Genomic DNA, 25473 nt, shown 5'->3' with positions numbered 1-25473 from the left:
TAATTATACAATAATATGAATTTGCAAATTAGGGAGAGGTATATATGAAAAAAATCACAATAATAAGTTTAGGCGCTGAAACAGGAATTTCCTTGAAGACACAACTTGAAAGTGTTCTAAAGGAAAATATTGAAATAGATTATTTCTCCATATATGATAAAATAATAAATCTTACAGAATCTGACCTGATTGTATTTTCAAGTGAAGATGTTGCAAATTTATATTTATCTAAGGAAAACGTTATACAAAAATATGTTATAGTAAAGCGCGTTATACAATATGAATTACTAGATAAGTTATTTACTTTAGAAAATGGAACTCGTGTATTATTAGTAAACGATACTAAAGATACTTGTGAAATAACTATAAAACAACTTATAGCCCATGGAGTAGAACACTTAGAATATTATTCTTATTATCCAGGTATAGACAATTATGATATTCAAAAAATAGCAATAACACCAGGCGAAGAAGCATTTGTTCCTAAAGAAGTAAAAAAAATTATAAATATAGGAACTAGAGAAATAGATATTATAAGTATAATGGAAATTATTATACATTTAGGAGATTTAGAGAAATATCAAGATTTATTATCATCTTACTTTTATAGAAAAATAGTTAGACAATACAAAAAATATATAAATCTTTCTAACAAAAGCATTAAATTAACGAAGATACTAAAAGATATATTAGATAATGGTGCAGAGGGTATTATTTATACTAACACAAATAATGAAGTATTAGTTTATAATAAAGTTTCTATGGAGACATTAGGATTTAAGGAAGATATAATAGGTAAAAATATATATGAATTATTTCCAGGAATAAATGATGAATTAACTGTAATAAATGACAATGAGATATTTATATCTATAAAAAAAATATATTCTAAAAGTGAGTTAATGGGATATATGATAATACTTGAAACAGCTTCAGTAATAGAGAAGTTAGATGAAGAGCGCAGAAGAAAGAAAAAATATAATAAAACTAGTGTGAAATATACATTTGACGATATGATAGGAAAAAATGATAAAGTTACTAAAATGATAAAGTTATCAAAAAAAATATCTAAAACTAATTCAACAGTATTGATACAAGGCGAGAGTGGAACAGGAAAAGAAATTTTAGCACAATCTATACATAATGAATCGGATAGAAAAAATAATCAATTTGTAGCTATAAATTTTTCAGCTTTATCTGAAAATTTATTAGAAAGTGAACTATTTGGTTACGAAGAAGGGGCTTTTACAGGAGCTCAAAAAGGTGGTAAAGTAGGTCTATTTAAAAAAGCCCATAAAGGAACTATATTCTTAGATGAAATAGGAGATGCACCGTATCACTTTCAAACTAGACTTTTAAGAGTACTACAAGAAAGAGAAGTAACTCAAGTAGGAAGTTGTGAAGCTATTCCTATAGATGTTAGAGTAATTGCTGCTACTAATAAAGATTTAGTAGAAGAAGTAAAGCATAATAGATTTAGAGAAGATTTATTTTATAGAATTAACGTAATGCCGTTGTATACTATAACCCTAAGAAATCGGAAAGATGATATAGAAATACTTTTTAAATATTATTTAAAAAAGCAAAAAGTATTTATGTCTTTAAAAGAATTTATAGAAGATGAGGTATTACATTTTCTTAAGAAATATAACTGGCCTGGTAATATAAGAGAACTTGTAAATATAGTTGAGTTTTTAGTTAATATAAAAGAAGAAAATATAGCTATCAAAATGGAAGATTTACCAAAGTATATGTTTAGAAATATTAATGAGGAGAATAGTATATATAATAAAAGCGAAAATGAAAATATTAACAAGTTTAGATATAATAGTGATAATGAAGATAACCTAGAATTTGTTAATGATAAATATATATACGATAACAATAAATTAACTGAAAATGAAATATGGATACTAAATAAAATATATATAAATTCGAACATAGGACGAAGGGCATTATGTAAATTAGCAAAGGATGAAGAAATAGATTTAGGTGAAGGGCGTATAAGAGGAATATTAAACAAATTAAGAGAAAATGGATACATAGAGGTTAATAAAGGGATAAAAGGGACAAAAATTCTTGACAAAGGGATAAAAATAATAGTTAATGGGATATAAAAGGGCTAATACTCAAATGTATTAGCCCTTTTTGAGTATAAATATGAAAGAGTAATATCCATAAAAATATTAAAGAATAATAAAAAAACATAAAAAATAATAAAAAATCAAAATAAAATAAAGGAATTTATAGAATTTAAAGAATTTTCAAAATAAAAACACTTATTCATATTTTTTGGCATGGATATTGCTTTATAAAAGTTAATATAAAAATGAACTGATAAAAAATTAAAATAATGGGGGTAAGAATATGAGCAATATTAAACATGAAAGAAAAAAGCCAACAGTAGTACAAGCTATAATACCAATAATTTTCATGATACTAGCATTAGCAATAGGATATGGATATTTCAAAATGAAGATAGAACCAATAATGGTAATATCAGCATTCTTTGCAGCTATGATTGCACTTAAGCTTGGTTATACATGGGAAGAGATGCAAAAATCTATAATAGATAAGATAGCGAGTGCACTTCCTGCTACTTTAATACTTTGGAGTGTAGGATTTTTAATAGGATCACTTATGTTTGCAGGAACAGTACCTATGATAATTTATTATGGAGTACAACTTATAAATCCTAAATTTATATTAGTTACAGCATTTATATCTTCGGCAATATTATCACTTGTTACAGGAACATCTTGGGGAGCAGCGGGAACTATAGGAGTTGCAATGATGGGGATTGCAGGAGGACTTGGAGTATCACTACCTGCAACAGCAGGAGCGGTAGTAGCAGGAGCATTCTTTGGAGATAAACTATCACCTTTATCAGATACTACAAACTTAGCTCCAATGGCAGCAGGAAGTGATTTATACGATCACATAAAACATATGCTATATACAACAGTACCAGCTGCAATAGTTTCTCTAATAGTATATTTAATTGTAGGATTTAAAACAACTGGGGCAGATATGGCAACACCAGAATTAGTAACAACAATGACAACTCAATTAGATTCAATGTTCAATTTTAACATAATACTACTATTACCAATAGTACTTGTAATAATAGGTTCAGTTAAAAAATGGCCTACAATACCAACGATGTTAGGAACTAGCATACTTACAGTTGTATTAGGCGTAGTTATACAAGGATTTAGCTTAGTTGATGGATTTACAGCACTAGTAGGTGGATTTGATGTAAGCATGACAGGATATACAGGAACTGTAGCAGAGGAAGTATTAAAGCTGATAAATAGAGGTGGAGTAGCATCTGTAACAAGCACAACAGTATTGATTTTCTGCGCTATGGGATTTGCAGGAATAGTAAGTGTATCTGGAATGTTAGATGTAGTATTAGAACTTTTAATGTCAAAGGTAAAGTCGACTTTTGGAATAATACTAGCAACGATAATATCTTGTTTTACAGTAGCTTTCGTAACAGGTAGTTCATATTTATCAATACTTATACCGGGAGAACTATTTAAAGATGTATACCCTAAAAAAGGGCTAGCTCCTAAAAACTTATCAAGAACATTAGAGGATTCAGGAACTGTAATTGTGCCATTAGTACCTTGGTCAGCAGCAGGTGCATATATGGCCTCAACACTTGGTGTATCAACAATGGAATACTTACCATGGGCAGTGCTTAACTATACAGGTATAATATTTGCAATAATATTAGCAGCTACAGGATTTGGAATAGCTAAAATAGATAATAAAGAAGAAGTTGCAAATAAATAAAATATAAAAGTTCAATGTAGAGGGGAATTAGATTATGATATTAATTAAAAATGTATATATATATTCACCAGATAATATAGGAAAAAAAGACGTTTTTGTATGTGGAGATAAAATAACTTTAATAGAAGATGATATAAATTTAAATAATAATAAGGTAACAGTAATAGATGGAAGTAATAAAATATTAGTACCAGGATTTATAGATCAACATGTTCATATAACAGGAGGTGGTGGAGAAGGAAGCTTTAAAACTAGGGTTCCTGAAATAATGCTTAGTAAATTAACCTCGTCAGGAATTACAACAGTAGTTGGTCTTTTAGGAACAGATGCAAGCACAAGAAGTGTTGAGAACTTAGTGTCAAAAGCAAAAGCTTTAAAAGAAGAAGGTTTAAGTGTTTATACTCATACAGGGTCTTATGAATATCCAACAGTTACACTGACACAATCTGTTAGAAAGGATATAGTATTTATAGATGAAATTATAGGGTGTAAAATAGCACTATCAGATCATAGATCATCAACTTTAACAAATGAAGAGTTACAAAGAGTAGCATCAGATGTTAGAGTTGCTGGAATGATAAGTGGTAAAGCGGGAATACTTATTTGTCATATGGGAGATGGAAAAAGAGGTTTAAATCCAATAAATGAATCTCTAGAAAATAGCGATATACCAATTAGAACTTTTAGACCAACCCATGTAAATAGAAGTAAAAGTTTACTTGAACAAAGTTTTGAATTTGCTAAAAAAGGTGGAGTAATAGATTTAACTTGTGGAATATACGATGAATTAAGTCCAAAAAAAGTTATAAAAGAAGCTATACAAAAAGAAGTTCCAATAGAAAATATAACTATAAGTTCGGATGGATACGGTAGTTGGTCTAATTATGATGAGCAAGGAAACTTAGTTAAGATAGGAGTATCTAGTGTAGATGCTTTATACAAAGAATTTAAAGCTATGGTAATAGAAGAAAAAATGAACATTGAAGATGCTCTTAAATATGCAACTACCAATGTAGCAAAAGCATTGGACCTTTATCCTAAAAAAGGAGTTTTAAAAGAAAATTCTGATGCAGATATGGTTTTATTAGATAAAAACTTAGAGATAGACTCAGTTATCGCGAGAGGTAAAATAATGGTTAAAGATAAAAAAATAAAAATATTTGGAACTTATGAGTAATGGCTAATCAATAGGGGGGATATATGAAAACAGTTGGAATTATAGGTGGTATGGGAACAGTAGCTACTATTGATTTATTTAATAAAATAGTTCTTGAAACTAATGCAAAGAGTGATAAAGAACATATTCATATATTAATAGATAACAACACACAAATACCAGATAGAACAAGTTTTATATTAGGAAAAGGAGAAGACCCAACTAATGAAATTTTAAAATCAGCTAAAAATCTAGAAAAAATTGGGGCAGATTTTTTAGCTATTCCTTGTAATACGGCACACTATTTCTATGAAACTATAAAATTAAATGTAAAAATAGATATTCTCAACATGATAGAAGAAACAGCTAAATCAATAAAGTTAAATAAAATTGATAAAGTTGGATTACTAGCTACGACCGGAACTATAAAGGCTAGTGTTTATGAAAGTATATTTAGTAAATATGATATAGAAATTATAACGCCTAATTATTATGGGCAAAGAGTTATAATGGACTTTATATATGGGATAAAAGAAGGCAAAGTTAATTTTGATAAAGAAGCTATAATAAATGTATTTGAATATTTTAAAGAAAATAATATATCAAATGTAATACTTGGGTGTACAGAATTACCAGTAGGAGTTTCAATGTTAGGTATTGAAGGGAATTTTATAGATCCAACTAGTATACTTGCAAAAGTTTGTGTGAAAAAGGCTAAAGAATAAATTATATTTTAAATTAAAGAACCTCAATTTGATTTTATAATCATTTTGAGGTTTTTCTTATCTTACAAAATCGTAATTTATATGTAATGTAAATAAATACTAAAAAAATAAGACCTAAGTTATTATATATACATAATAAAAACGAAAGGTCGTGTAAATATGGAAATATTAAAAATTAACAATTTATCTAAAACTTATGAAGGTAAAATTTCATATCAAGCTTTAAAAAACATAAACTTATCTATAAAAGAGGGTGAGTTTGTTGCAGTAATGGGACCAAGTGGTAGTGGTAAGTCAACTTTATTAAATGTAATATCTACAATAGATAAACCAAGTACCGGAGATGTAGTATTAAATTCTAAAAAACCTCATGATTTAAAAGGACAAGATCTAGCAAACTTTAGAAGAAATGAGTTAGGATTTGTATTTCAAAATTTCAATTTATTAGATACATTAACCATAGGAGAAAACATAGTTCTTCCTTTAACATTAGATGGAGTATCTGTTAAAGAAATGAGTGATAGATTAAAGGTTATCGCTAAAAAATTAGGTATAGAACCAATAATAAACAAAAGAACATTTGAAGTATCAGGTGGACAAACTCAAAGAGCTGCTATAGCAAGAGGTATAATAAATAAACCATCAATATTATTAGCAGATGAACCTACTGGTAACTTGGATTCAAAATCAACTGATGATGTTATGGACTTATTTACTAAGATAAATCAAGAAAATAAGATGACAACGCTTATGGTAACACATGAACCTTATACCGCAAGTTTTTGCAATAGGATTATATTTATAAAAGATGGAGAAATATATAAAGAACTTAATAAAAAAGGAACAAGAGAAGAATTCTATGAAGAAATACTATCAGTTTTATCTCAAATAGGAGGTGCTAGATAGTGGATTTTAAGAAATTTGCATATAATAGTGTAATTAGAAACTTTAAATCATATTTAGGATATTATTTAAGTTCTACTATATCTATAATGATATTTTTTGCATTTGCAATGAGTTTATTTCATCCAACTGTAGTTAGTTTAGGAATACAATCAGGAACAACCTTATACTTTTCACTTTTAACTACTGAAATTGTAATTACATTAGTATCTTTACTATTTATAATGTATTCATTAGGAACTTTTATGAAAAGCAGATTTAAAGAATTTGGAACACTTAAAATAATAGGAATATCGGATAAACAATTTAAAAAATTAATGCTTTTAGAAGGTTTAACAATTGGAGGACTATCTATAATATCAGGAATAATATTAGGATTTATATTTTCAAAACCATTTTTATCTTTAGTAAGTAATATATTTGAGGTAAATGCTGTAGGTATGTATTTACCAATAAAGGCACTAATAATAACAATTGTAGTTTTTACTATATTATTTAGTATAGCAAGTCCTCTTACAATAGTTATTGTAAAAAATAAGAGTATAATAGAACTTTTAAATGGAAGTAAAAAGCCAAAATCAGAACCTAAAAATTCTAAAATATTAGCATTATTAAGTATAGTTATACTAGCTATTGGATATGGGGGTACTATGTTTGAAGGTACTGAATATATTGTAATTGCTAGTGTAATAGTGGGAACATATTTATTTTTCTCTCAATTTAGTATACTTATATTAAACATAATGAAATCAAAGAAAAGTTATTATATGAATAAAACTCATATATTATGGATAAGTAATTTAGTTTATAAGGTTAAAGATAATTCAAGATTATTATTTTTAGTTACAATGCTTTTATCAGGAACATTAGTTGCAGTAAGTGCGTTGTCTACAGTAGTGACGACTCAATTAGAAGATACTAAATCTATGTATCCATTTGTACTAAATCTTACATCATCTGAAAATAATAAATCGGAAAATAAACAAATTAAAGCTATCGAGGATACATTAACTAAAGATGGATACAAATTCGATAAAACATCATTTGGTATATTAAAAATAGGAGATAGTAGAAAATATGTAGTAAGCAACTCGGAATTTAATAAGGTAGCAAATAAATTAGGAGTAAAAAATGTAAGTGTAAAAGAAAATGAAACAGTAATAATACCAAGATTTTACACAACAAAATATATAGATGGATTGAAAAAATTAACTAAAATAAATGCTGGAATTAACGAACTTAAAGTAAAAGGAATTGCTTCAGGTAGGATAACTGATGAAGCAATGATGCAATCTTTTTTAGTAGTAAATGATAAACTTTATTCTAAACTAGAAAAAGATAGAACTAATGTTAACTATAACGTAATTGGCTATGATTATGATAATTGGGAATCAAGTTTTAAAACATCAAGCAAAATAACTGATGAAGTTAAAAAGAATTCTCAAAATAATTATGCAAAAGGTGAGTATTATGAGTATTTTTCTAATTTGCCAGATGTTTATAAAGATGAGGTTCAATTAAATAAATCTTTATTATTTATAGGAACATTTATAGGAATTATATTCTTTATTTGTGCTTGTAGTTTCTTATATTTTAGATTCTATACAGATTTAATTTCAGATAAAGAGAAATATAAAAATTTATCTAAAATAGGATTATCATACACTGAGATGAAAAAATCTTTAAATGTTGAAATAGGTGCTATGTTCTTTATTCCTTATGCAGTAGGATTTTTAAATGCCATATTTAGTGTAATAATGTTAAGTTCAGCTAAAGGTATGAATGTTGGAGTTAAAGGGCTAGCTGTATCATTTATATTCTTTTTAATATACTTTGTCTACTTTATAGTTTTAAAATCAAAATATATAAAAGAAATAGCAAAAGAAATACCAGGATACTTAGATTAAATTTAATAAAAATTAAAATTAGGCCGATTAACATAAAATTTTAACTTTATGTTAATCGGCCTTTTATGTATAAATTTTTTTTATTTGATATAATCATATAGGAAAAATTTTACAAAATATAAAACCTTTTATAAATAAAACTCGTTATATAAGTGAAAGGAGGGATAAAATTGGCTCAGACAGATGAAAAGTTAATAAAAGAAATATTAAAAGGAAATGAAAGTGCTATGGAAATATTAGTTAAGCGATATTATGATTTGGTACATAACTTTATATATAGAAATACTAGTGACTATAACATTGCTTATGACATAACTCAAGATGTATTTATAAAGATGATGAAAAATATAGACAAGTATAAAATAGAAAGTGGCAATTTTAAAAATTGGCTTTTAAAAATATCTATAAATACAACTAAAGATTATTTTAAAAGTAAGGCATATAATCAAAGGCGAACAAGTTGTGACATTTCAGGTCATGAGATAGAAGATAAAACTAATGTAGTAGATATTTTATCTAAAAAAGAAGAAGCAGTTAAAATAAAAAATGCTATAGAGCAATTACCTAAGCTTCAAAGAGAAGCTGTAATACTAAAGTACTACAATGATTTGAAAATCAAAGAGATAAGTAGTATTACAGGTCATAATGAAAATACGATAAAGTCAAGATTATTCAATGGAGTAAAAAGTTTGAAAAAATTACTTGGAGGTGAGAACTATGAACAAGACACCATCAAAAATAAACAACATGAAATATGATAATATAAATGATTATGAATTTGAAAATTTACTAGAAGAAGATTTATTAGATATAGAAAGTTTTTTAGATAATTATATTGTAAAAAAAGTTGATGAAGAAAAAATTGATTTAACTATAGAAACACTAAGAGGTTATATGCCGAAAAAAGCAGGGGAATGTTTAATAGAAAGTAAAAAAAATTGTATATTAAACAAGATAAATGCAAATGTAGAAATATTAAAAATGCAATTTATACTATTTAATAAAATGTATATAATAGCATCCTTAATACTTACTTTAGGAGCTTTAATTGGAACCATGAAGTATAACTTAAATCCATATTTATCTTCCTATACAATATCTCCTATACCAGTATTACTAGGATTAGTAGAGGTTTTGAGAGGAAAAGAAGAAGGAGTTTGGGAACTGGAACTTAGCTATAGATATTCTTTTAGAGAAATAGTATTTGCTAAATTAACAATAATAGGCATAACTTCAATAGGTATAAGTTTGCTTATGAGCTTTATACTAGCAAATACATATTCAGAAGTTAATTTATTGAAAATAATTAACACAAGTTTAATTCCAATTTGCTTTATATCTATTGTTTCACTAATAACAGCATCAGTATATAGAAGTATGAATAGTATAGCATTATCTGCTGGAGTATGGATAATATGTTCAAACATGGTAGATAGTAATACTTTTAAAAATATTGCAAATGTAAGCAACTTAAAGTTGGTATCTATAGTAGTAATACTTGGGATATTAACTGGAATTTCATTAAAAGTATTTTATAAGAAAAGTATAAGATTTATAGATTGTAAGAAATTTGATTTTTAAGGGAGAGCAAATATGGAACTAACTTTAAAAAATATAACAAAATCATTTAAGGATAAGGTTGCTGTAAATGATTTTAATGCAACTTTAACTAGTGGAATATATGGGTTATTAGGACCTAATGGAGCAGGGAAAACATCACTTCTGAGAATTATTGCAGATGTATCTAATGCTACCAGTGGAGAGGTTTATTTAAATGGAAAAAGTAAAGATGAACTAGGTCCAGACTATAGAGATATTTTAGGATATTTGCCACAAGATGTAGGATTTTATAAAAGTTTTACAGCTCAAAAATTTTTAGAATATGTAGCAACATTAAAAGGAATAGATAAGGAAATAGCTAGTGTTAAAATTGATGAACTTTTAAAATTTGTAAACTTAGAAAAGGATAGAAAAAGGAAAATAGGTAAGTTTTCAGGGGGAATGAAACAAAGATTAGGAATAGCTCAGGCTCTTTTGAATAATCCTAAAATATTAATATTAGATGAGCCAACAGCAGGACTAGATCCCAATGAAAGAATAAGGTTTAAAAACTTAATAGCAGAGATATCAAGAGATAAGATTGTAATATTATCAACACATATAGTATCTGATGTTGAGTTTATAGCTAATGAAATATTAATAATGAGGAATGGAGAGTTGGTTGAAAAAGCTACTCCGGCTGAAATATTAAATAGTATTAGAGGGAAAGTCCATAGTTTAAAAATAAAAGAAGATTTATTACATAAAGTCCAAAGTAAATTTAAGGTTTCAAATATTATAAGAGATCATGAACATATTCTAGTTAGGATTGTAGGAGATGAAAGTCCATTTATAGATGGAATTGAAGTTATAGATGAAAATCCTAATTTAGAAGATTTGTTTTTATATTACTTTGATGATTGTATAAGTTTATAGGGGGAGCTATTATGAAAGAGTTAATCAAATTTGAGCTATATAAGATATTTTCAAAAAAATCAGTATTGGTATTGTTGTTAATATGCATTATAACATCAATATCATCAACTATAACTGATTATTTAGATATAAGGGAAAAAGGGCTTGAAAGCTACGATAATATAAAAAAAATAGCACAACAGTATGAAGGAACTATTATAACTGAAAAAAGTAAAGCAGAATTAGAAGAAAAGGGGAATGCTGCAAGGGTAAGATATAATAATAGAGAAACTATAACTGATAAAGAAAAAGTTATAACTTATGGTATGTATGATTATTTTATAGGTTTAAAAAGCGAGTATGAACATATGATAGGTGGCCGTTTTTATAAGGTTAAAGATATTAAAAATGAATTGTCAAGGTTAGAGAAAGATGGAGCAAGTAATACATATAAGTATAAAGAGCTTAAATATGTATATGACTTAGAAAATAAAAAAGAAATACCTAAATACCATTTTAAGTTTGGTTGGAGAGAAGCCACTGAATTTAATATAAAACCTATATGGATTGCTATTTTAATAATTGTTGCTATATCTACTATTTTTAGTAATGAATATCAAAGCAATACTTCATCTATAGTTTTAAGTTCTAAAAATGGACAAAGAAAATTAACTTGGTCTAAGGTTGTGGCGGGACTTTTATTTTCTACATCTACATTTATAATTGTTAATGGAATACAAGTAATAATATTAGCTATGCATGGATTTGAAGGATGGAATGTACCTATGAGTTTTTTATCTAATTGTGTAAGGACACCATATACCCTAAATATAGGTGAATTTTTTATTACGGGATTACTAGTTAGCTTTATAGGGGTTATATTATTTACATTATTAATAATGCTAATATCTTTAATAAGTAAAAGTAACATGATTTCTTTTGCGGTAAGTGTTGCTATACTACTTGGGCCTGAATTTTTAGCTAGATTTATGCCTACATATAATCTAACCAAAATTTTTATGGAGTTAAATATAGCAAACTTAATGGGACCAATTATGATGTTTGGATCCACAAGCACATATAATATATTTGGAAAGCCTACATTATATTTAAATGTTATAGTTACAATAGGAATTGTTAGTATACCTATAATATTATATCTTATTAATAAATTTGGCAAAAAACAAGTTGTATGATGAGGGAGAGTATGTAACTAATATTGAAAAAACAACTACTTTTTTTATGTATGATTATTGGATAAATTTAAATCCTGAGTATATCATAAATGGTAAACATTATAAAGTTAAGGATATAAAAAAAGAAATAGCTAGGATGGAAAAAGAAGGCGAAATTAATACATATGAATATAAAAATATTAAATATATACAAAGTTTGATTGATAAAAAAGAAACTCCAAAATATTACTTTAAATTTGGATGGGAACAAGCCACTGAATTTTTTGTAAAACTTATACTGATAGCTGTTTTAATAATAGTATCTATATCGACAATATTTAGTAATGATTATCAAAGCAACACAATAACTATAGTTTTCAGTTCTAAAAATGGAAAAAGAAAACTGATTTGGTCAAAAGTTATAGCAGGACTGCTATTTTCAACCACTATATTTTATTAATAAAATTGGTAAAAAACAAGTTGTATAAACAGAGAAAATAGTATGCAAGTTGTTTTTGTTATATAAGTTAAATCAATTAATAAATGAGTATAGGGCAAAAGGGGTGGCTTAATAATGAAGAGTTTAAAGCTAGTAAAAAAATATTTGAAAGCATATAAGTCAAGATCTATAGCAATTATGATAAGTATGATATTTTCTATAGGCCTAATTGTAGGGATTGGAACACTTAGAGAGACTAACAATAATATAGAATTACAATCTATGAAGTATAAGACGGGTCCATATCAAGTTTTATTTAATGGAATTAATAATAAACAGCTTGAAAAATTAAGTTCAAGTAAGAATATAGAACATGTAGGAGTACAGTATTTATACAAAAAAACATCAAAAGAAGAAAGACAAAATATTGATATAATGGGTGCTAATAATGACTATATACTGAGTAGTTCAAAAGTAAAAGAAGGAAGACTTCCAAAAAATAAAAATGAAATTGTAGCAGAAGAATGGGTTTTGAATCTTTTAGGACTTGACTTAAAACCAAATCAACAAATTACATTAAAAGTTGAAAATGGAAATAAGGGATATAGTGTTGAAACTTTTAAATTAGTAGGAATATTAAACGATATAGCTGTAAACAAGCTTAATGGTAGAAGAAATTTATATATAAAGTCAGATATAAATAATACTGATGTATTATTTGCAAATGTAGAATTTAAAAAAGGTATAAATATAGAGAGTGAAATAAATAAAATTTCTAAGGAAATAGGTATTCCAAAAGAAAATGTACATATACAAGATGATATGCTAGGTTTAGAAAATATAAAAAATACAACAAGCATGGATGATATACAGTTTATATTATTAATCAGTTTAGTATGTGGGTTTGTTATATATGGAATATTTAATATTTCAATATATAGTAGGATTAGAGAATATAGTTTATTAAGGGCTGTAGGATCTAATAATTTTGATATATTTAAGATGGTTATACAAGAACTAGGAATATTATATATAATTTCAGTTCCTATAGGAGTTATAACAGGATTCGCTGGAGCTATGGTAGCTAATAATATTTCTAAAAATATTGCTACTGACATAATATTACATGGAGAATTAGTAAAATTAAATATAATAATTCCTATATCGATAATAGTCATATCAATAATATTTATTGGGATTATTATGATATTAATATCATATTTACTTTATCGACAAATAAAAAAAATATCAATTATAGATGGAATAAAGAAAAATTTTAATACTAACAACCTTAAAAAAAATATTATATCAGTTACTGATTTAAGAAAATTTATGAAGACTTATGCAGCTTTATCTTTTAAAAATATATTTAGAAATAAAAAGACATTTACAATAATAACTTTATCTTTAAGTATATGCGGAATATTTTTCATATTGTCGAGTTATAAGCTTTCCATTGTAGAAAAAAGAGGTAATCATATGAATTGGGAACTGCATTCTAACTCAGATTTACAAATGGATGTTTATAGTGATGACAAAAGCAAAGGAATACCTAATAAATATAAGGAAGATATTTCTAAATTAGATGGAGTAAAAAATTTAGAGACTAATCAATTAGTGCCATCTAAGTTGATTTTAAATGAGAGTGATATATCTAATAAAAAATACTTTGATAACTTAAATGAAGGTGCTAGTGATATGTACTTTAATTCATATTTAAGTAAAGATAAAAACACTAATGAACTTTTATTAAAAAATAGCTTTAGAGGATATAATGATGCTGCATTAAATAAATTAAAAAATTATGTGATAGATGGAAACATAGATAAAAAAAAAATGAACGAAGAAGATATAGCTGTTTTATATGTGCCCCAAACTAATGAAGATAGTATGAGTGCATTACCTGAGGGGAAAAGTGTTTTAAATATAAAACCGGGAGATAAAGTAACTGTAAAGTTTAGAGAAAATAAAACATTAGATGATAAGTATTATAAATTAGAAGATAAAAATGAAAAGTATATATATAAAACATTCAAGGTAGGGGCTATAATTTCATATAATTACATGTCTGATGCATTTGAAAGAAGTGAACCTAGCTCAAATGTAATAGTAAGTGAAAATACGTTTAAAAAAGCTACAGGAATAGATGATTATTACACTATAAATGTAGATATGAAAGATGGATATAGTGATAAAAAGTTAGAGAAAGAAATATCTAAAATAACATCTAAAGGTAAAAATATAGTACTTAGAAATTTAGTTCAAGAAAGAGAAAATACAAGAGCTCTTTATGAAAAAAGCAAAGTATATAGTATAGGTATAACATTAATTATATTTACTATAGTTATAATCAATTTGATCAATAATGTAAATAACAATATAGTATCTAGAATTAATGAATTTGGTATGTTAAGAGCAGTTGGTTTAAATGAAATAGACTTAAAGAAAATGATAGTATTTGAAGGTGTTTTATATTGGATTATATCAAGTGTTGTAATAGTAATAATGTCTACCTTTTTACAAATAGGAATGTATAAACACCTAAATATAAGTTTGATAGGAATCAAATTCAATATAAACTTTGTAGATTACGGGATAGTCATATTAATCAATTTAATTTTGATTATTTCAGTAACTTACTTTAAGGCTAATAAAATTAAAAATACTAGTATTGTTGAGAACATAAGTAATTTAGATTAATAAATATAAATATAAGGGATGGATAAGATGGTTATATTAGAAACTAAAAATTTATGTAAAGTATATGGAAACAAAGATACAAAAGTAGAGGCGTTAAAAAATATAAATATTAATATAAATAAAGGAGAATTTATTTCAATAATAGGTCCTAGTGGCAGTGGAAAATCTACAATGCTTCATTTGCTAGGAGGACTAGAAAGAGCTACTAATGGTACTATAAATGTAAATGGTATAGATATAAGTACTTTATCAGATAAGCAACTTGCAGAGTATAGAAGAACAGAGGTTGGGTTTGTATTTCAACAATTTAATTTAATTCCTATACTTAATGTTAAAGAGAATATAGAGCTACCATTAATGATAGGTGAAGAAAACATAGATGAAAATTATATAGATGAACTTATAAATACTTTAGGACTTGATGAAAGAAAAAATCATCTTCCAAGTCAATTATCAGGAGGACAACAGCAGAGGGTTGCAATAGGACGAGCTTTAGCTACAAAGCCAAGTATAATTTTAGCCGATGAACCAACTGGAAATCTAGATAGTAAAACTACTGAAGAAGTAATGGATCTTTTGAAAATGTCTAGTAAGCAGTTTAATCAAACACTTATTATGATAACGCATGATGAAAATATTGCTAAAAAAGCTGATAGAGTTATTCACATAGTGGATGGAAAAAAAATAATAGAGTAAGTTGTGATTAATATACTTTATGTAATATTTTTTATTGGTAGATAACAATAATATTCTAAGTTTGGTTTTAAAGAGGAAATCGACTTTTGTGTAAAATCACTATTTGAAATTTTAAGTAAAAAATAGTCTTAAAGATGGAGAAGGAATAGTAGTATATTCTAAAGAATTCTTTGAAATATAGATAATTAAAAATTTCAGGGGGAATTATGTTAATAAGAGAGATAGAAGAACAAGATAATGAGCAAGTAGAATATTTAATTAGAACTTGTTTAATAGAGTTTGGAGCCAATAAACAAGGATGTGCGTGGAGTGACCCAGACTTGGGGAGATTTTACCAATTATATCAAAGTGAAAAAACTAGGTACTGGGTAGTAGAACATAATGATAAAATAGTAGCAGGATGTGGGATAGGACAATTAGAAGGAGTTTCTGATGTATGTGAACTTCAAAAAATGTACTCATTTAAAGAATTCCGAGGTAGTGGTGTAGCAACTGAACTTCTAGATTTATGTATGGAGTTTGCAAAAAAGTATTATAAATTATGTTATCTTGAAACTTTTGAAAATATGATCGCTGCTAATAAATTTTATACAAAACATGGATTTGAAAAATTAGAAAAACCATTAATTGAAACGAAACATTATGCTTGTGATATGTGGTATATAAAAAAATTAAGTGACAATTAAAAAATATAAAAAAGCTTATTTAGAAAACTTATAACATTTTCTAAATAAGCTTTTTTATATGCGAAATTCTACCTTACAAAATAGTAATTTTAATGTAATTTATATAAATACAAAAAAAACTCTAACTAAGATATTATTATTACATAATAAAAAGAAAGGTTGGAGATAAATATGGAAATATTAAAAATAAATAATATATCAAAGAATTATGAAGATAATAGCATTTTAAAGATAAAAGAAAATTCAAAATTATTATTTTTAACTATTACTATTTTATTCGCAACTACAGCTTCTATAATTATAATATTTAGGATAATAACTGATAGAGTGGAAGTTAAAAGCTCTGACTATCCATTTGTAATAAATTATATGTCGTCAAGTTATAATTCTGTTAAAAATCAACAAATAGAAGTTATAGAGAGTAATTTAAATCAAGGTGGATATGATTATAAAAAGACTACATTTGAAATGTTAAATATAAATAATGAAGGTAAATATGTAATAAAAAACTCTCAGTACAATAAAATATCAAAAGAATTAAATTTAAAAACTGTGAAATTAAATAAAAATGAAACGTTAATAATACCTAGATTTGATGATGAAAAATATAGAAAAAAAATAAATAAGTTTACAGAATTTGGAGTAGGGTTATACGATTTAAAGGTAAAGGGTATAGCTGAAGGTAAAGTACTTCCAAAAGGTGTGGGGCTATATGTTATAGTAGTAAATGACAAACTATATTCTCAATTAGAAACGGATGATGGAAATGTGAAGTATTATGTAAATGGATACAATTATAATAATTGGCAATCAAGTGCAAGTATAGATGAAAACATAGAAAATGAAGTGAAAGAAATTTCAATAAATAATTATGAAAAAAAACAAGAATATGATTCATTTTTTAGTTTACCCAAGATACACACAGAAAGTATGCAAACTAATGATAAATTAATATATATAGAAAATTTAATAATAGTTATATTATATATTTGTGGATTAGGGATTGTACACTTTAAATTACGTATGAACTTAAGATTAAAGAAATTGAATCAAAGAAGTTTACCAAATGTAGGTGTATATTACACTGAGGTTAACAAATTAATTCATGTATAAAATAGAAAAAGCTTCTTTGGAAATAATAGATCCAAAGAAGCTTTTTCTATATATAAAGAACACTTAAAGCTAAAAGTAATTGTGCTATATAGTAAACTAAAAGATTAAGAACGGGCATAAACTTAGGGCAATTTATATGAAAATAATCAAATGCCAATATTAAATCTGATAAAACAAATAATAATGCTCCAATCATAATCCAAATTGTATAAGGATTTGAAGAGCCAATATAATAATATAGAGTTAAAGATTGAATAAACATAAAACTAATTACAATTGAATAAAAAGCTACATAAAAAAAAGCACCTTTAAAGTCAAAAGATTTAATAGATTTTAAAACAATTAGAGATATAATTGATAGTAATAATGTGAATAATATATTATAAATACTGAAATAACTAAGATATATAAAGGCTATTGAAAAAAATATATGAGCCATACTAAAGCTTAAAAGACCATATACAAAAGCTTTGCTCATAGAAGCGTCATTACCTTTTTCAAATATGAGAAATACATCTCCTAAAAGGGAAAATACAAGACCTATGAATATAAAAATAAAATAAGTGAAATTATTATTAGATTCTATATACCCACTTACAGCTATAGATATAAATAGCAAACTAGTTATAATTTTAAAAATACCTCTAAAATTTTTATAAGGTCTGTAGGTGAAGTATAAAAGAACTACTAAGGATAATAACATTAAAAAAACTAATAAATAAGCCATAAAATACCTCCTAAAAAGTAAATTTTTATTATATAAATATAATATCATAAATGAACATAGTTCTTGAAAATAAAACTATTTTAATGTAATGTATTACTATGTGGAAATTTTAAGAATAAAGTTTAAGGAGAAATAAAAGTGACATATATAAATGCAAAGAGCAAATACCTAATAAATGTAAAAAATATTAATATAAAACATAAATTCGATAGATTAGTAACTAAGTCTGTAAATGTTACAGAAGAACAAGTTGCAGAATGTAGAGATTATGCAAAAAAATGTGTAGAAGAATCTAATGATTATAAAAAACTAGTCCCAACATCTATAAAAGATGAAAATCTACAAAAACAAATAGGTGAACAAATAATATTTGCAAATAAAATAGGTGAGTGTGGAGCTTTAAATTATTTTAAATATAGAGGTGTGAAGCCTGAAATTTTAAAAAATAAAAAAATCGGAGTAAAAACATGTGTAGATAAAGATATACACAATAGACTTATAATAGATCAGAATGAATTTGATTCAAAAAATAAAGCAAATTATTATGTAGGAGTACATTTAAATTTACAGGTAGAAGATAAAAAACGTCCTGTTAAAAAGTACTTAGTTAAAAATATATACGATATAAATAGAGTTCAAGTATATGGATATTTAGAATCTAAGTTTATAGATGGGTTAAGATATGAAACTATAACTAACAAAGATGGTAAAAAAGAATTTAAATTCTATAATAAAAAAGCCCCTAATTATGATAAAAAAGATAAGTATGCAAATCTTGGAACTCAATGTAAGTGGTATTATTTAGATAGAATGATGGATATAGAAGGATTAGTAATGAAAATTAAATAATGATACAATTGATACCCTACTGGTAATTTTAATAAGTAGGGTATTTTTTATATATTTAAAACTAGGGTATTAATGACTACAAGGCTATAAAAGCTATCAGGATTAGCTAGATATATGATAATCACATATTAGCACAATTAATATTTATAACGTTTTATGGGGCATTTGTAGCATTTAGACTATTAAGTAAATACTTAATTTATTTAGTTAACTAAAAAAGCATCTATCAAGAGATAGATGCTTTTATGGGCTAGCGTATACTTATGTCTGAGCATAAGCTTCCACTGATATTTACTATACTACAATAAATGACTATTGTAAACAAAAATATTTATTTTATTTTATATAACTAAAAAAGCATCTATCAAAAGATAGATGCTTTTATGGGCTAGCGTATACTTATGTCTGAGCATAAGTTCCCACTGATATTTATTATACTACAATAAATGACTATTGTAAACATTAAATATTTATTTGAAATTTTTAGAAAACTAAAAACCTTGCAATAACTGAATATATTAGCTTTAAAAAAATAAGATGAATAATAAACGATTAAAGAATAAAAAAATGGTGTATATACAATATGTAGTACGATGGAAGTGAAACAATAACTATATATTGTATTTTTTATTTGAAAGAATTATTTATTTATTTTGAAAAGGTGGGAAAAAATGAAGTATATAAAACTCAACAACCAAGTGATAATAAAGGACAACCAAGGAAAATATCAGCTAGAAAAAGACAAAGAAGCACTTAAAAGTTATATAGAAGAATATATAAACCCTAGAATTAAAGAGTTTAATAACATAGAAGAAAGATTAAATTACTTAATAGAAAATAAATATTATTCAAAAGAAGTAATAGATAAATACTCTATGGATTTTATAAATAAAACTTATAAATCTATAGAAAAAGAAAACTTTAATTTTAAATCATATATGAGTGCAAATAAGTTTTATCAAAACTATGCGCTAAAAACTAATGATTCAGAAGAGATATTAGAAAACTACAACGATAAGGTTTTAATAGTATCTTTAACATTAGCTAATGGAGATGAAAAAATAGCAACAAACTTAGCCGAAAAATTAATAAAACAAGAGTTTCAACCAGCCACGCCAACTTTTTTAAATGCAGGTAGAGAACGAGCTGGAGAGATGGTTTCTTGCTTTTTATTATCAGTAGAAGATAGTACAGAAGGCATATCTTATGCTGTATCATCTTCAAATCATTTATCAAAAATAGGTGGAGGAGTAGCATTAAATTTATCAAAGCTAAGAGCTAGTGGAGAACCTATAAAAGATATAGAGGGTGCTGCTGGTGGAATAGTTGGAGTAGCTAAAATGTTAGAACAGTCATTCACATACTTTAACCAAATGGGAGCTAGACAAGGAGCAGGAGCAGTTTATTTAAGTGTGTTCCACCCAGATTTTGAACTTTTAATGGATACTAAAAAAATAAATGCAGATGAAAAAATAAGATTAGCATCCTTATCTCTAGGAGCTATAATACCAGACAAATTTATGGAATTAGCAGAAAAAAATAAAAAAGCTTATGCATTTTATCCACACTCAATTTATAAAAAATATAAAGTTCATTTGGATGATATAAAAATGGACGAGTGGTACGATAAGTTAGCATCTGATAAAGATATATTGAAAAAAGAAATAAATCCTAGACAAATGTTAACTAAAATAGCACAGATGCAACAAGAAAGTGGTTATCCATATGTAGTATTTATAGATACAGTGAATAAAGAACATAGTTTAAAAGATGTTGGAACAATTAAAATGTCAAATCTTTGCTGTGAAATTTTCCAATACCAAACACCATCGGATATAAAAGGTTATGGCGGTGAAAACATATGGGGACAAGATATAAGTTGTAATCTTGGGTCATTAAATATCGCTAATGTTATGGATAATAAAGATATAGAAGGTACAGTAAATACAGCTATAAGAGCTTTATCTTTTGTATCTGAAAAAACAGATATTAAGGAAGTACCTACTATAAAAAATGGGAATAAATCATCTCATGCAATTGGTCTTGGAGCTATGAACTTACATGGATATTTAGTAAGAGAAAATATTTTATATACATCTGAAGAAGCAATAGATTTTTCTAATGTGTTCTTTGCCATGATTAGATATTATGCGATTAAAGCATCTATGGAAATAGCTATAGAGAAAAATACTAGGTTTGAAGGATTTGAAAAGTCTGAATATGCTAAAGGTAAAAACAGTAGTGTGCTTTCAAAATATTATATAAAATCTTATTTACCAAAAACAGAAAAAGTATCTAAATTATTTGAAGACATATTTATACCAACTACTAAAGATTGGGCTGAACTACTTGATAAAGTTAAAGAAAATGGAATCTATAATGCATATTTAACAGCAATAGCACCTACACAAAGTATAAGTTATGTACAAAATGCAACATCAAGTATAATGCCTATTATGGAACCTGTTGAAGTTAGAACTTATGGAGATTCTACTACCATATACCCTATGCCATTTTTAACCAATGAAAATATGATTTACTATCAATCTGCATATAGGATGGATATGAAAAATGTTATAGATATAGTAGCAACAGTCCAAGAACATGTTGACCAAGGTATATCAACTACATTATTTGTTACAGATGATAAGACAACTAGAGATATAGCAAGATATTATATATATGCATATAAGAAAGGTTTGAAAAGTTTATATTATACAAGAACAAAAATGACTAGAGACAATAATGAATGTTTAATGTGTTCAGTTTAGGAGGGAGATTTTATGACATTTAATTTAAAAACAATACATAAGGCAGTTAACTGGAATGTGGAAGATGATGGTTTTACACAGGCTTTTTGGGAACAAAATGTAAAGCAATTTTGGTTACCAGAAGAAATATCTGTGTCCAAGGATTTAAAAACTTGGAATGATTTAACTAATGATGAAAAAGAATTATACAAAAAGGTATTAGCAGGACTTACATTACTTGATACAAAACAAGGTAATAACGGAGTTCCATCTATGATGAGTTTAACTGATAATCTTCAAAGAAAAGCAGTACTATCTTTCATGGGAACTATGGAAGAGATACATGCAAAGAGCTACTCCTCTATATTTATGACATTGTTATCTAATTCTCAAATTGATGAGTTATTTAAGTGGATAGAAACTGAATCTACACTACAAAAAAAAGCTGATTTAATACTTTCTCAATATGAAAATACTAAAGATCAAAGAAGTCTATATTTGTCGATGGTCACTAGTGTATTTTTAGAAAGTTTTTTATTTTACTCAGGATTTTTCTATCCATTATACTTATCGGGGCAAGGCAAAATGGTAGCAAGTGGAGAGATAATATCGCTTATACTTAGAGATGAATCATTACATGGAAAATATATAGGGCTTTTAGCTCAAGAAATATATCAAGGGTTCGAGGAAAATGAGAAATTTAAGTTGAAAGTTAAGATGTATGAAATATTTGAAGAGCTTATGGAAAATGAAATAGAGTATACTAAAAAGATTTATGAAGGTAGTGGGCTTGAAGATGAAGTTATAACTTTTTTACAGTATAATGCAAATAGATCTTTAGAGAATTTAGGATTTGAATCTTATTATAAAGTTGGGGATATAAATCCTATTGTATTAAATGGATTAAGTACAGAAACTAAATCACATGATTTTTTCTCAACTAAGGGAAATGGATATCAAAAAGGAGTATATGAAGAGCTTGAAGATGAAGATTTTAATATATAAGTTTTAATATACAGGGCAGGTTAATTATATTAACTTGCCTTTAATTTATTTAAATAAAATGGTAAAACTTATGAATAAACATAATATAAAAAAATATAATATATTGCGCTGAAAATTATCATCTGTTATAGTTTAAATATAACAGATATTACTAAAATTAGGGGGATGATTATGAAAAAAGTGAATACTTTTATTGGAATAACTTTTTTATTAACTTGGATTATGGCGTTTGGGTTAATGTTAAATGGGGGGTATCAAAACCAATATGCAAGTTTGGTGATAGTTGGATGTATGTTTATGCCAGCTATAGCTACAATAATAACTACATTAATTTCAAAAGAAAAATTTAAAGATGTATGGATAAAACCTAACTTAAAAGGAAATATAAAATACTATATAATTGCATGGCTTGTACCAGTTTTACTAATTGTAGTTGGGGTTGTAATATACTATTTAATATTCCCATCTCAATTTGATGGAAGTATGAGTAATATGATAAATAGCACAAAGAATCAACTAATAGGTCTTGGAAAATCAGTTCCTACCAATAGCCAGATAAAACTTATGCTAATAGTACAAATAATTACTTCTATATTCATTGCACCTGTAGTAAATTTCATACCATGTTTGGGAGAGGAACTTGGATGGAGAGGATATTTACTACCTAATCTTTCAAAAAAATATTCTTTAGTTAAAGCAACTTTAATCACTGGGGTTATATGGGGAATATGGCATGCTCCTATGATTGCAATGGGACACAACTATGGACTTGGGTATATAACAGCCCCATGGGGTGGAATATTTGCAATGACAATATTTTGTGTATGCTTAGGATCATTATTTTCATATGTAACAATTAAAACTAAAAGTTGCATACCTGCAGTTATAGGTCATGCAATGATAAATGGGTTTTCAGCTGTAGGTATTATGTTTATATCTATTGATAATCCTAATCCATTTATAGGACCTATGCCTATTGGAATTATAGGAGGATTTGGGATTGTAATTGCAGGAATAACTTGTTTTAGATTAATATCTAAAATAAATAATGAAGATGAAAGTTATAATTGTTAAGAGAATAAGATTATTAAATTAAAAAACACATTGACAATTTTGTTGATGTGTTTTTTAATTTAAACATTATAACGTTTAAATAGGCTTTATAAGAGGTAAGTAGGTGTTACCGGAAAAATTAGGGCAACACTTACGACAACAGGATTCGGTAACGCTTATATGTAGTGAATTCAATACTTTGAACGTAGTGTTGTCGAAGTTGATGAATATCTGTATAAAGTGCTAAATTAGGCAATATAAGCTATAATATATGTCTAATTCGTAAATAAGTTATAGGTTACGTTATTTGGTAACACTAAAAAATTTATCTATATAATCTATTCTAATCTATATAAATCAAATATCGCATATACTTTGGAAATTTGTTATAATTGTAGATGTAAAAATCAAAAAATGAGAATTTAAGCAATATAATAGGGTATGAGGTGGAATGAGTTGATAAAAATAGTAGTATGTGAAGATGAAAAAGAACAACAAGAGTTGTTGAAAACATATATAGATCAAATATTTGAAGGATTATCTGTTCAATATAAAATGGAAGTATTTAATTCAGGAGAAGAGTTACTTGAAAGTTACCCAAAAGATATTGATATACTTTTATTAGATATACAAATGGGACAAATCAATGGAATGGACACTGCAAGAAAAATTAGAACGATAGATGAAAAAGTAGAAATTATATTTATTACATCATTAATAGAATATGCACTAGACGGTTATGAGGTAAATGCTTATAGATATTTAATAAAACCAGTAAAATATGAAAATTTAAAATCAAATATAATAAACTGTGTAAAAGAAGTATATATAAAAAATAAATATATTATAGTAAAAGAAGAAGGTAATCAAATTAAATTAGATGTAAATGAAATAACCTATATAGAAGTGCAAAAAGAAACTATAACTATACATACCTTAAATGAAGTTTATAAAACAAAGGGGACAATGAACAATATTGAAAAGGAGATAGATTGTAGTAGATTTTTTAGATGTCACAAGAGTTTTTTAGTTAACCTAGAGCATATAAAAAGTATAAAACAATATGTTGCAATACTTGTAAATAGTGAGGAAATACCTATAAGCAGATATAGATTTAAAGATACAAAAGATAGATTTTTCGACTTAATAGAGGACAAGTTATGTTAGATTATTTTTGCGTTTTAGGAATGATAAATATGGCTATATTTATAACTTGTTTTTTAGTATTAATGAAAAAAAGGGGCTATACTTACAAATATAAATCAAAAACTAAACTTACATTAATATCAATACTAGTTACAGTTCTAATTGTACTAAGAATGCCCTTTGGATTT

General features: G+C 26.2%; 21 protein-coding genes. 20 read left to right on the top strand and 1 reads right to left on the bottom strand.

From position 1 onward, the window contains the following. Positions 1–44: 44 nt before the first annotated feature. From ACRCYC_RS10895 to ACRCYC_RS10825, 15 genes are all read left to right on the top strand, one after another. A complete protein-coding gene (locus ACRCYC_RS10895) occupies positions 45–2117 on the top strand; it encodes a sigma-54 interaction domain-containing protein (protein ID WP_438619163.1) in 2073 nt (690 codons plus the stop codon). A gap of 250 nt (positions 2118–2367) precedes the next feature. Further along, on the top strand, positions 2368–3801 hold the full coding sequence (gene nhaC / locus ACRCYC_RS10890; protein WP_438619162.1) for a Na+/H+ antiporter NhaC: 1434 nt from the start codon (positions 2368–2370) through the stop codon (positions 3799–3801). A 34-nt stretch (positions 3802–3835) separates the two neighbouring features. Then, the gene (gene iadA / locus ACRCYC_RS10885; RefSeq protein WP_438619161.1) at positions 3836–4978 is read left to right on the top strand and encodes a beta-aspartyl-peptidase; all 1143 of its coding nucleotides are present in this window, start codon (positions 3836–3838) and stop codon (positions 4976–4978) included. 23 nt (positions 4979–5001) lie between these two features. Beyond that, complete coding sequence (locus ACRCYC_RS10880) at positions 5002–5682, top strand: aspartate/glutamate racemase family protein (protein ID WP_438619160.1); 681 nt, start codon at positions 5002–5004, stop codon at positions 5680–5682. Positions 5683–5841: 159 nt separating this feature from the next. Next, the gene (locus ACRCYC_RS10875) at positions 5842–6588 is read left to right on the top strand and encodes an ABC transporter ATP-binding protein (RefSeq protein ID WP_438619159.1); all 747 of its coding nucleotides are present in this window, start codon (positions 5842–5844) and stop codon (positions 6586–6588) included. Next, positions 6588–8492: an FtsX-like permease family protein gene (locus ACRCYC_RS10870; protein WP_438619158.1), complete on the top strand. Its 1905-nt coding sequence runs from the start codon at positions 6588–6590 to the stop codon at positions 8490–8492. The genes ACRCYC_RS10875 and ACRCYC_RS10870 overlap by 1 nt, the downstream gene beginning before the upstream one ends. A 170-nt stretch (positions 8493–8662) precedes the next feature. Further along, complete coding sequence (locus ACRCYC_RS10865) at positions 8663–9250, top strand: RNA polymerase sigma factor (RefSeq protein ID WP_438619157.1); 588 nt, start codon at positions 8663–8665, stop codon at positions 9248–9250. Then, positions 9210–10073: a hypothetical protein gene (locus tag ACRCYC_RS10860; protein ID WP_438619156.1), complete on the top strand. Its 864-nt coding sequence runs from the start codon at positions 9210–9212 to the stop codon at positions 10071–10073. Before ACRCYC_RS10865 ends, ACRCYC_RS10860 begins: the two co-directional genes overlap by 41 nt. Before the next feature lie 12 nt (positions 10074–10085). After that, the gene (locus ACRCYC_RS10855) at positions 10086–10967 is read left to right on the top strand and encodes an ABC transporter ATP-binding protein (RefSeq protein ID WP_438619155.1); all 882 of its coding nucleotides are present in this window, start codon (positions 10086–10088) and stop codon (positions 10965–10967) included. Positions 10968–10978: 11 nt separating this feature from the next. Then, the gene (locus tag ACRCYC_RS10850; protein ID WP_438619154.1) at positions 10979–12142 is read left to right on the top strand and encodes a hypothetical protein; all 1164 of its coding nucleotides are present in this window, start codon (positions 10979–10981) and stop codon (positions 12140–12142) included. Further along, the gene (locus tag ACRCYC_RS10845) at positions 12120–12581 is read left to right on the top strand and encodes a hypothetical protein (protein WP_438619153.1); all 462 of its coding nucleotides are present in this window, start codon (positions 12120–12122) and stop codon (positions 12579–12581) included. The genes ACRCYC_RS10850 and ACRCYC_RS10845 overlap by 23 nt, the downstream gene beginning before the upstream one ends. 114 nt (positions 12582–12695) lie before the next feature. Then, entirely contained in the window at positions 12696–15260 is a 2565-nt protein-coding gene (locus ACRCYC_RS10840) for an FtsX-like permease family protein (RefSeq protein WP_438619152.1), read from the top strand. Between the two features lie 27 nt (positions 15261–15287). Next, positions 15288–15956, top strand: coding sequence for an ABC transporter ATP-binding protein (locus tag ACRCYC_RS10835; protein ID WP_438619151.1), 669 nt, complete (start codon positions 15288–15290; stop codon positions 15954–15956). Positions 15957–16162: 206 nt separating this feature from the next. Continuing rightward, positions 16163–16642: a GNAT family N-acetyltransferase gene (locus ACRCYC_RS10830; RefSeq protein ID WP_438619150.1), complete on the top strand. Its 480-nt coding sequence runs from the start codon at positions 16163–16165 to the stop codon at positions 16640–16642. 171 nt (positions 16643–16813) lie between these two features. Further along, positions 16814–17755, top strand: a complete 942-nt coding sequence (locus ACRCYC_RS10825) for a hypothetical protein (protein ID WP_438619149.1) — start codon at positions 16814–16816, stop codon at positions 17753–17755. 46 nt (positions 17756–17801) lie between these two features. On the opposite strand, the gene ACRCYC_RS10820 is transcribed toward ACRCYC_RS10825, so the two are convergent. Then, the gene (locus ACRCYC_RS10820) at positions 17802–18482 is read right to left on the bottom strand and encodes a lysoplasmalogenase (protein ID WP_438619148.1); all 681 of its coding nucleotides are present in this window, start codon (positions 18480–18482) and stop codon (positions 17802–17804) included. 138 nt (positions 18483–18620) lie between these two features. On the opposite strand from ACRCYC_RS10820, the gene ACRCYC_RS10815 reads away from it, so the two are divergent. The 5 genes from ACRCYC_RS10815 (at position 18621) to ACRCYC_RS10795 (ending at position 25306) form a co-directional block, all read left to right on the top strand. Beyond that, entirely contained in the window at positions 18621–19331 is a 711-nt protein-coding gene (locus tag ACRCYC_RS10815; RefSeq protein ID WP_438619147.1) for a hypothetical protein, read from the top strand. A 671-nt stretch (positions 19332–20002) separates the two neighbouring features. Beyond that, entirely contained in the window at positions 20003–22102 is a 2100-nt protein-coding gene (gene nrdE, locus ACRCYC_RS10810) for a class 1b ribonucleoside-diphosphate reductase subunit alpha (protein WP_438619146.1), read from the top strand. 12 nt (positions 22103–22114) lie between these two features. After that, the gene (gene nrdF / locus ACRCYC_RS10805) at positions 22115–23086 is read left to right on the top strand and encodes a class 1b ribonucleoside-diphosphate reductase subunit beta (protein ID WP_438619145.1); all 972 of its coding nucleotides are present in this window, start codon (positions 22115–22117) and stop codon (positions 23084–23086) included. A 171-nt stretch (positions 23087–23257) separates the two neighbouring features. Beyond that, a complete protein-coding gene (locus ACRCYC_RS10800; protein WP_438619144.1) occupies positions 23258–24160 on the top strand; it encodes a CPBP family intramembrane glutamic endopeptidase in 903 nt (300 codons plus the stop codon). A gap of 435 nt (positions 24161–24595) precedes the next feature. Next, on the top strand, positions 24596–25306 hold the full coding sequence (locus tag ACRCYC_RS10795; protein ID WP_438619143.1) for a LytR/AlgR family response regulator transcription factor: 711 nt from the start codon (positions 24596–24598) through the stop codon (positions 25304–25306). Positions 25307–25473 lie beyond the last annotated feature (167 nt).

The organism is Paraclostridium sp. (assembly GCF_051657365.1).
Lineage (GTDB): Bacteria > Bacillota > Clostridia > Peptostreptococcales > Peptostreptococcaceae > Paraclostridium.
Note: the sequence above shows the minus strand (reverse complement) of the source record. Positions and strands in the feature narration are given on the sequence as shown.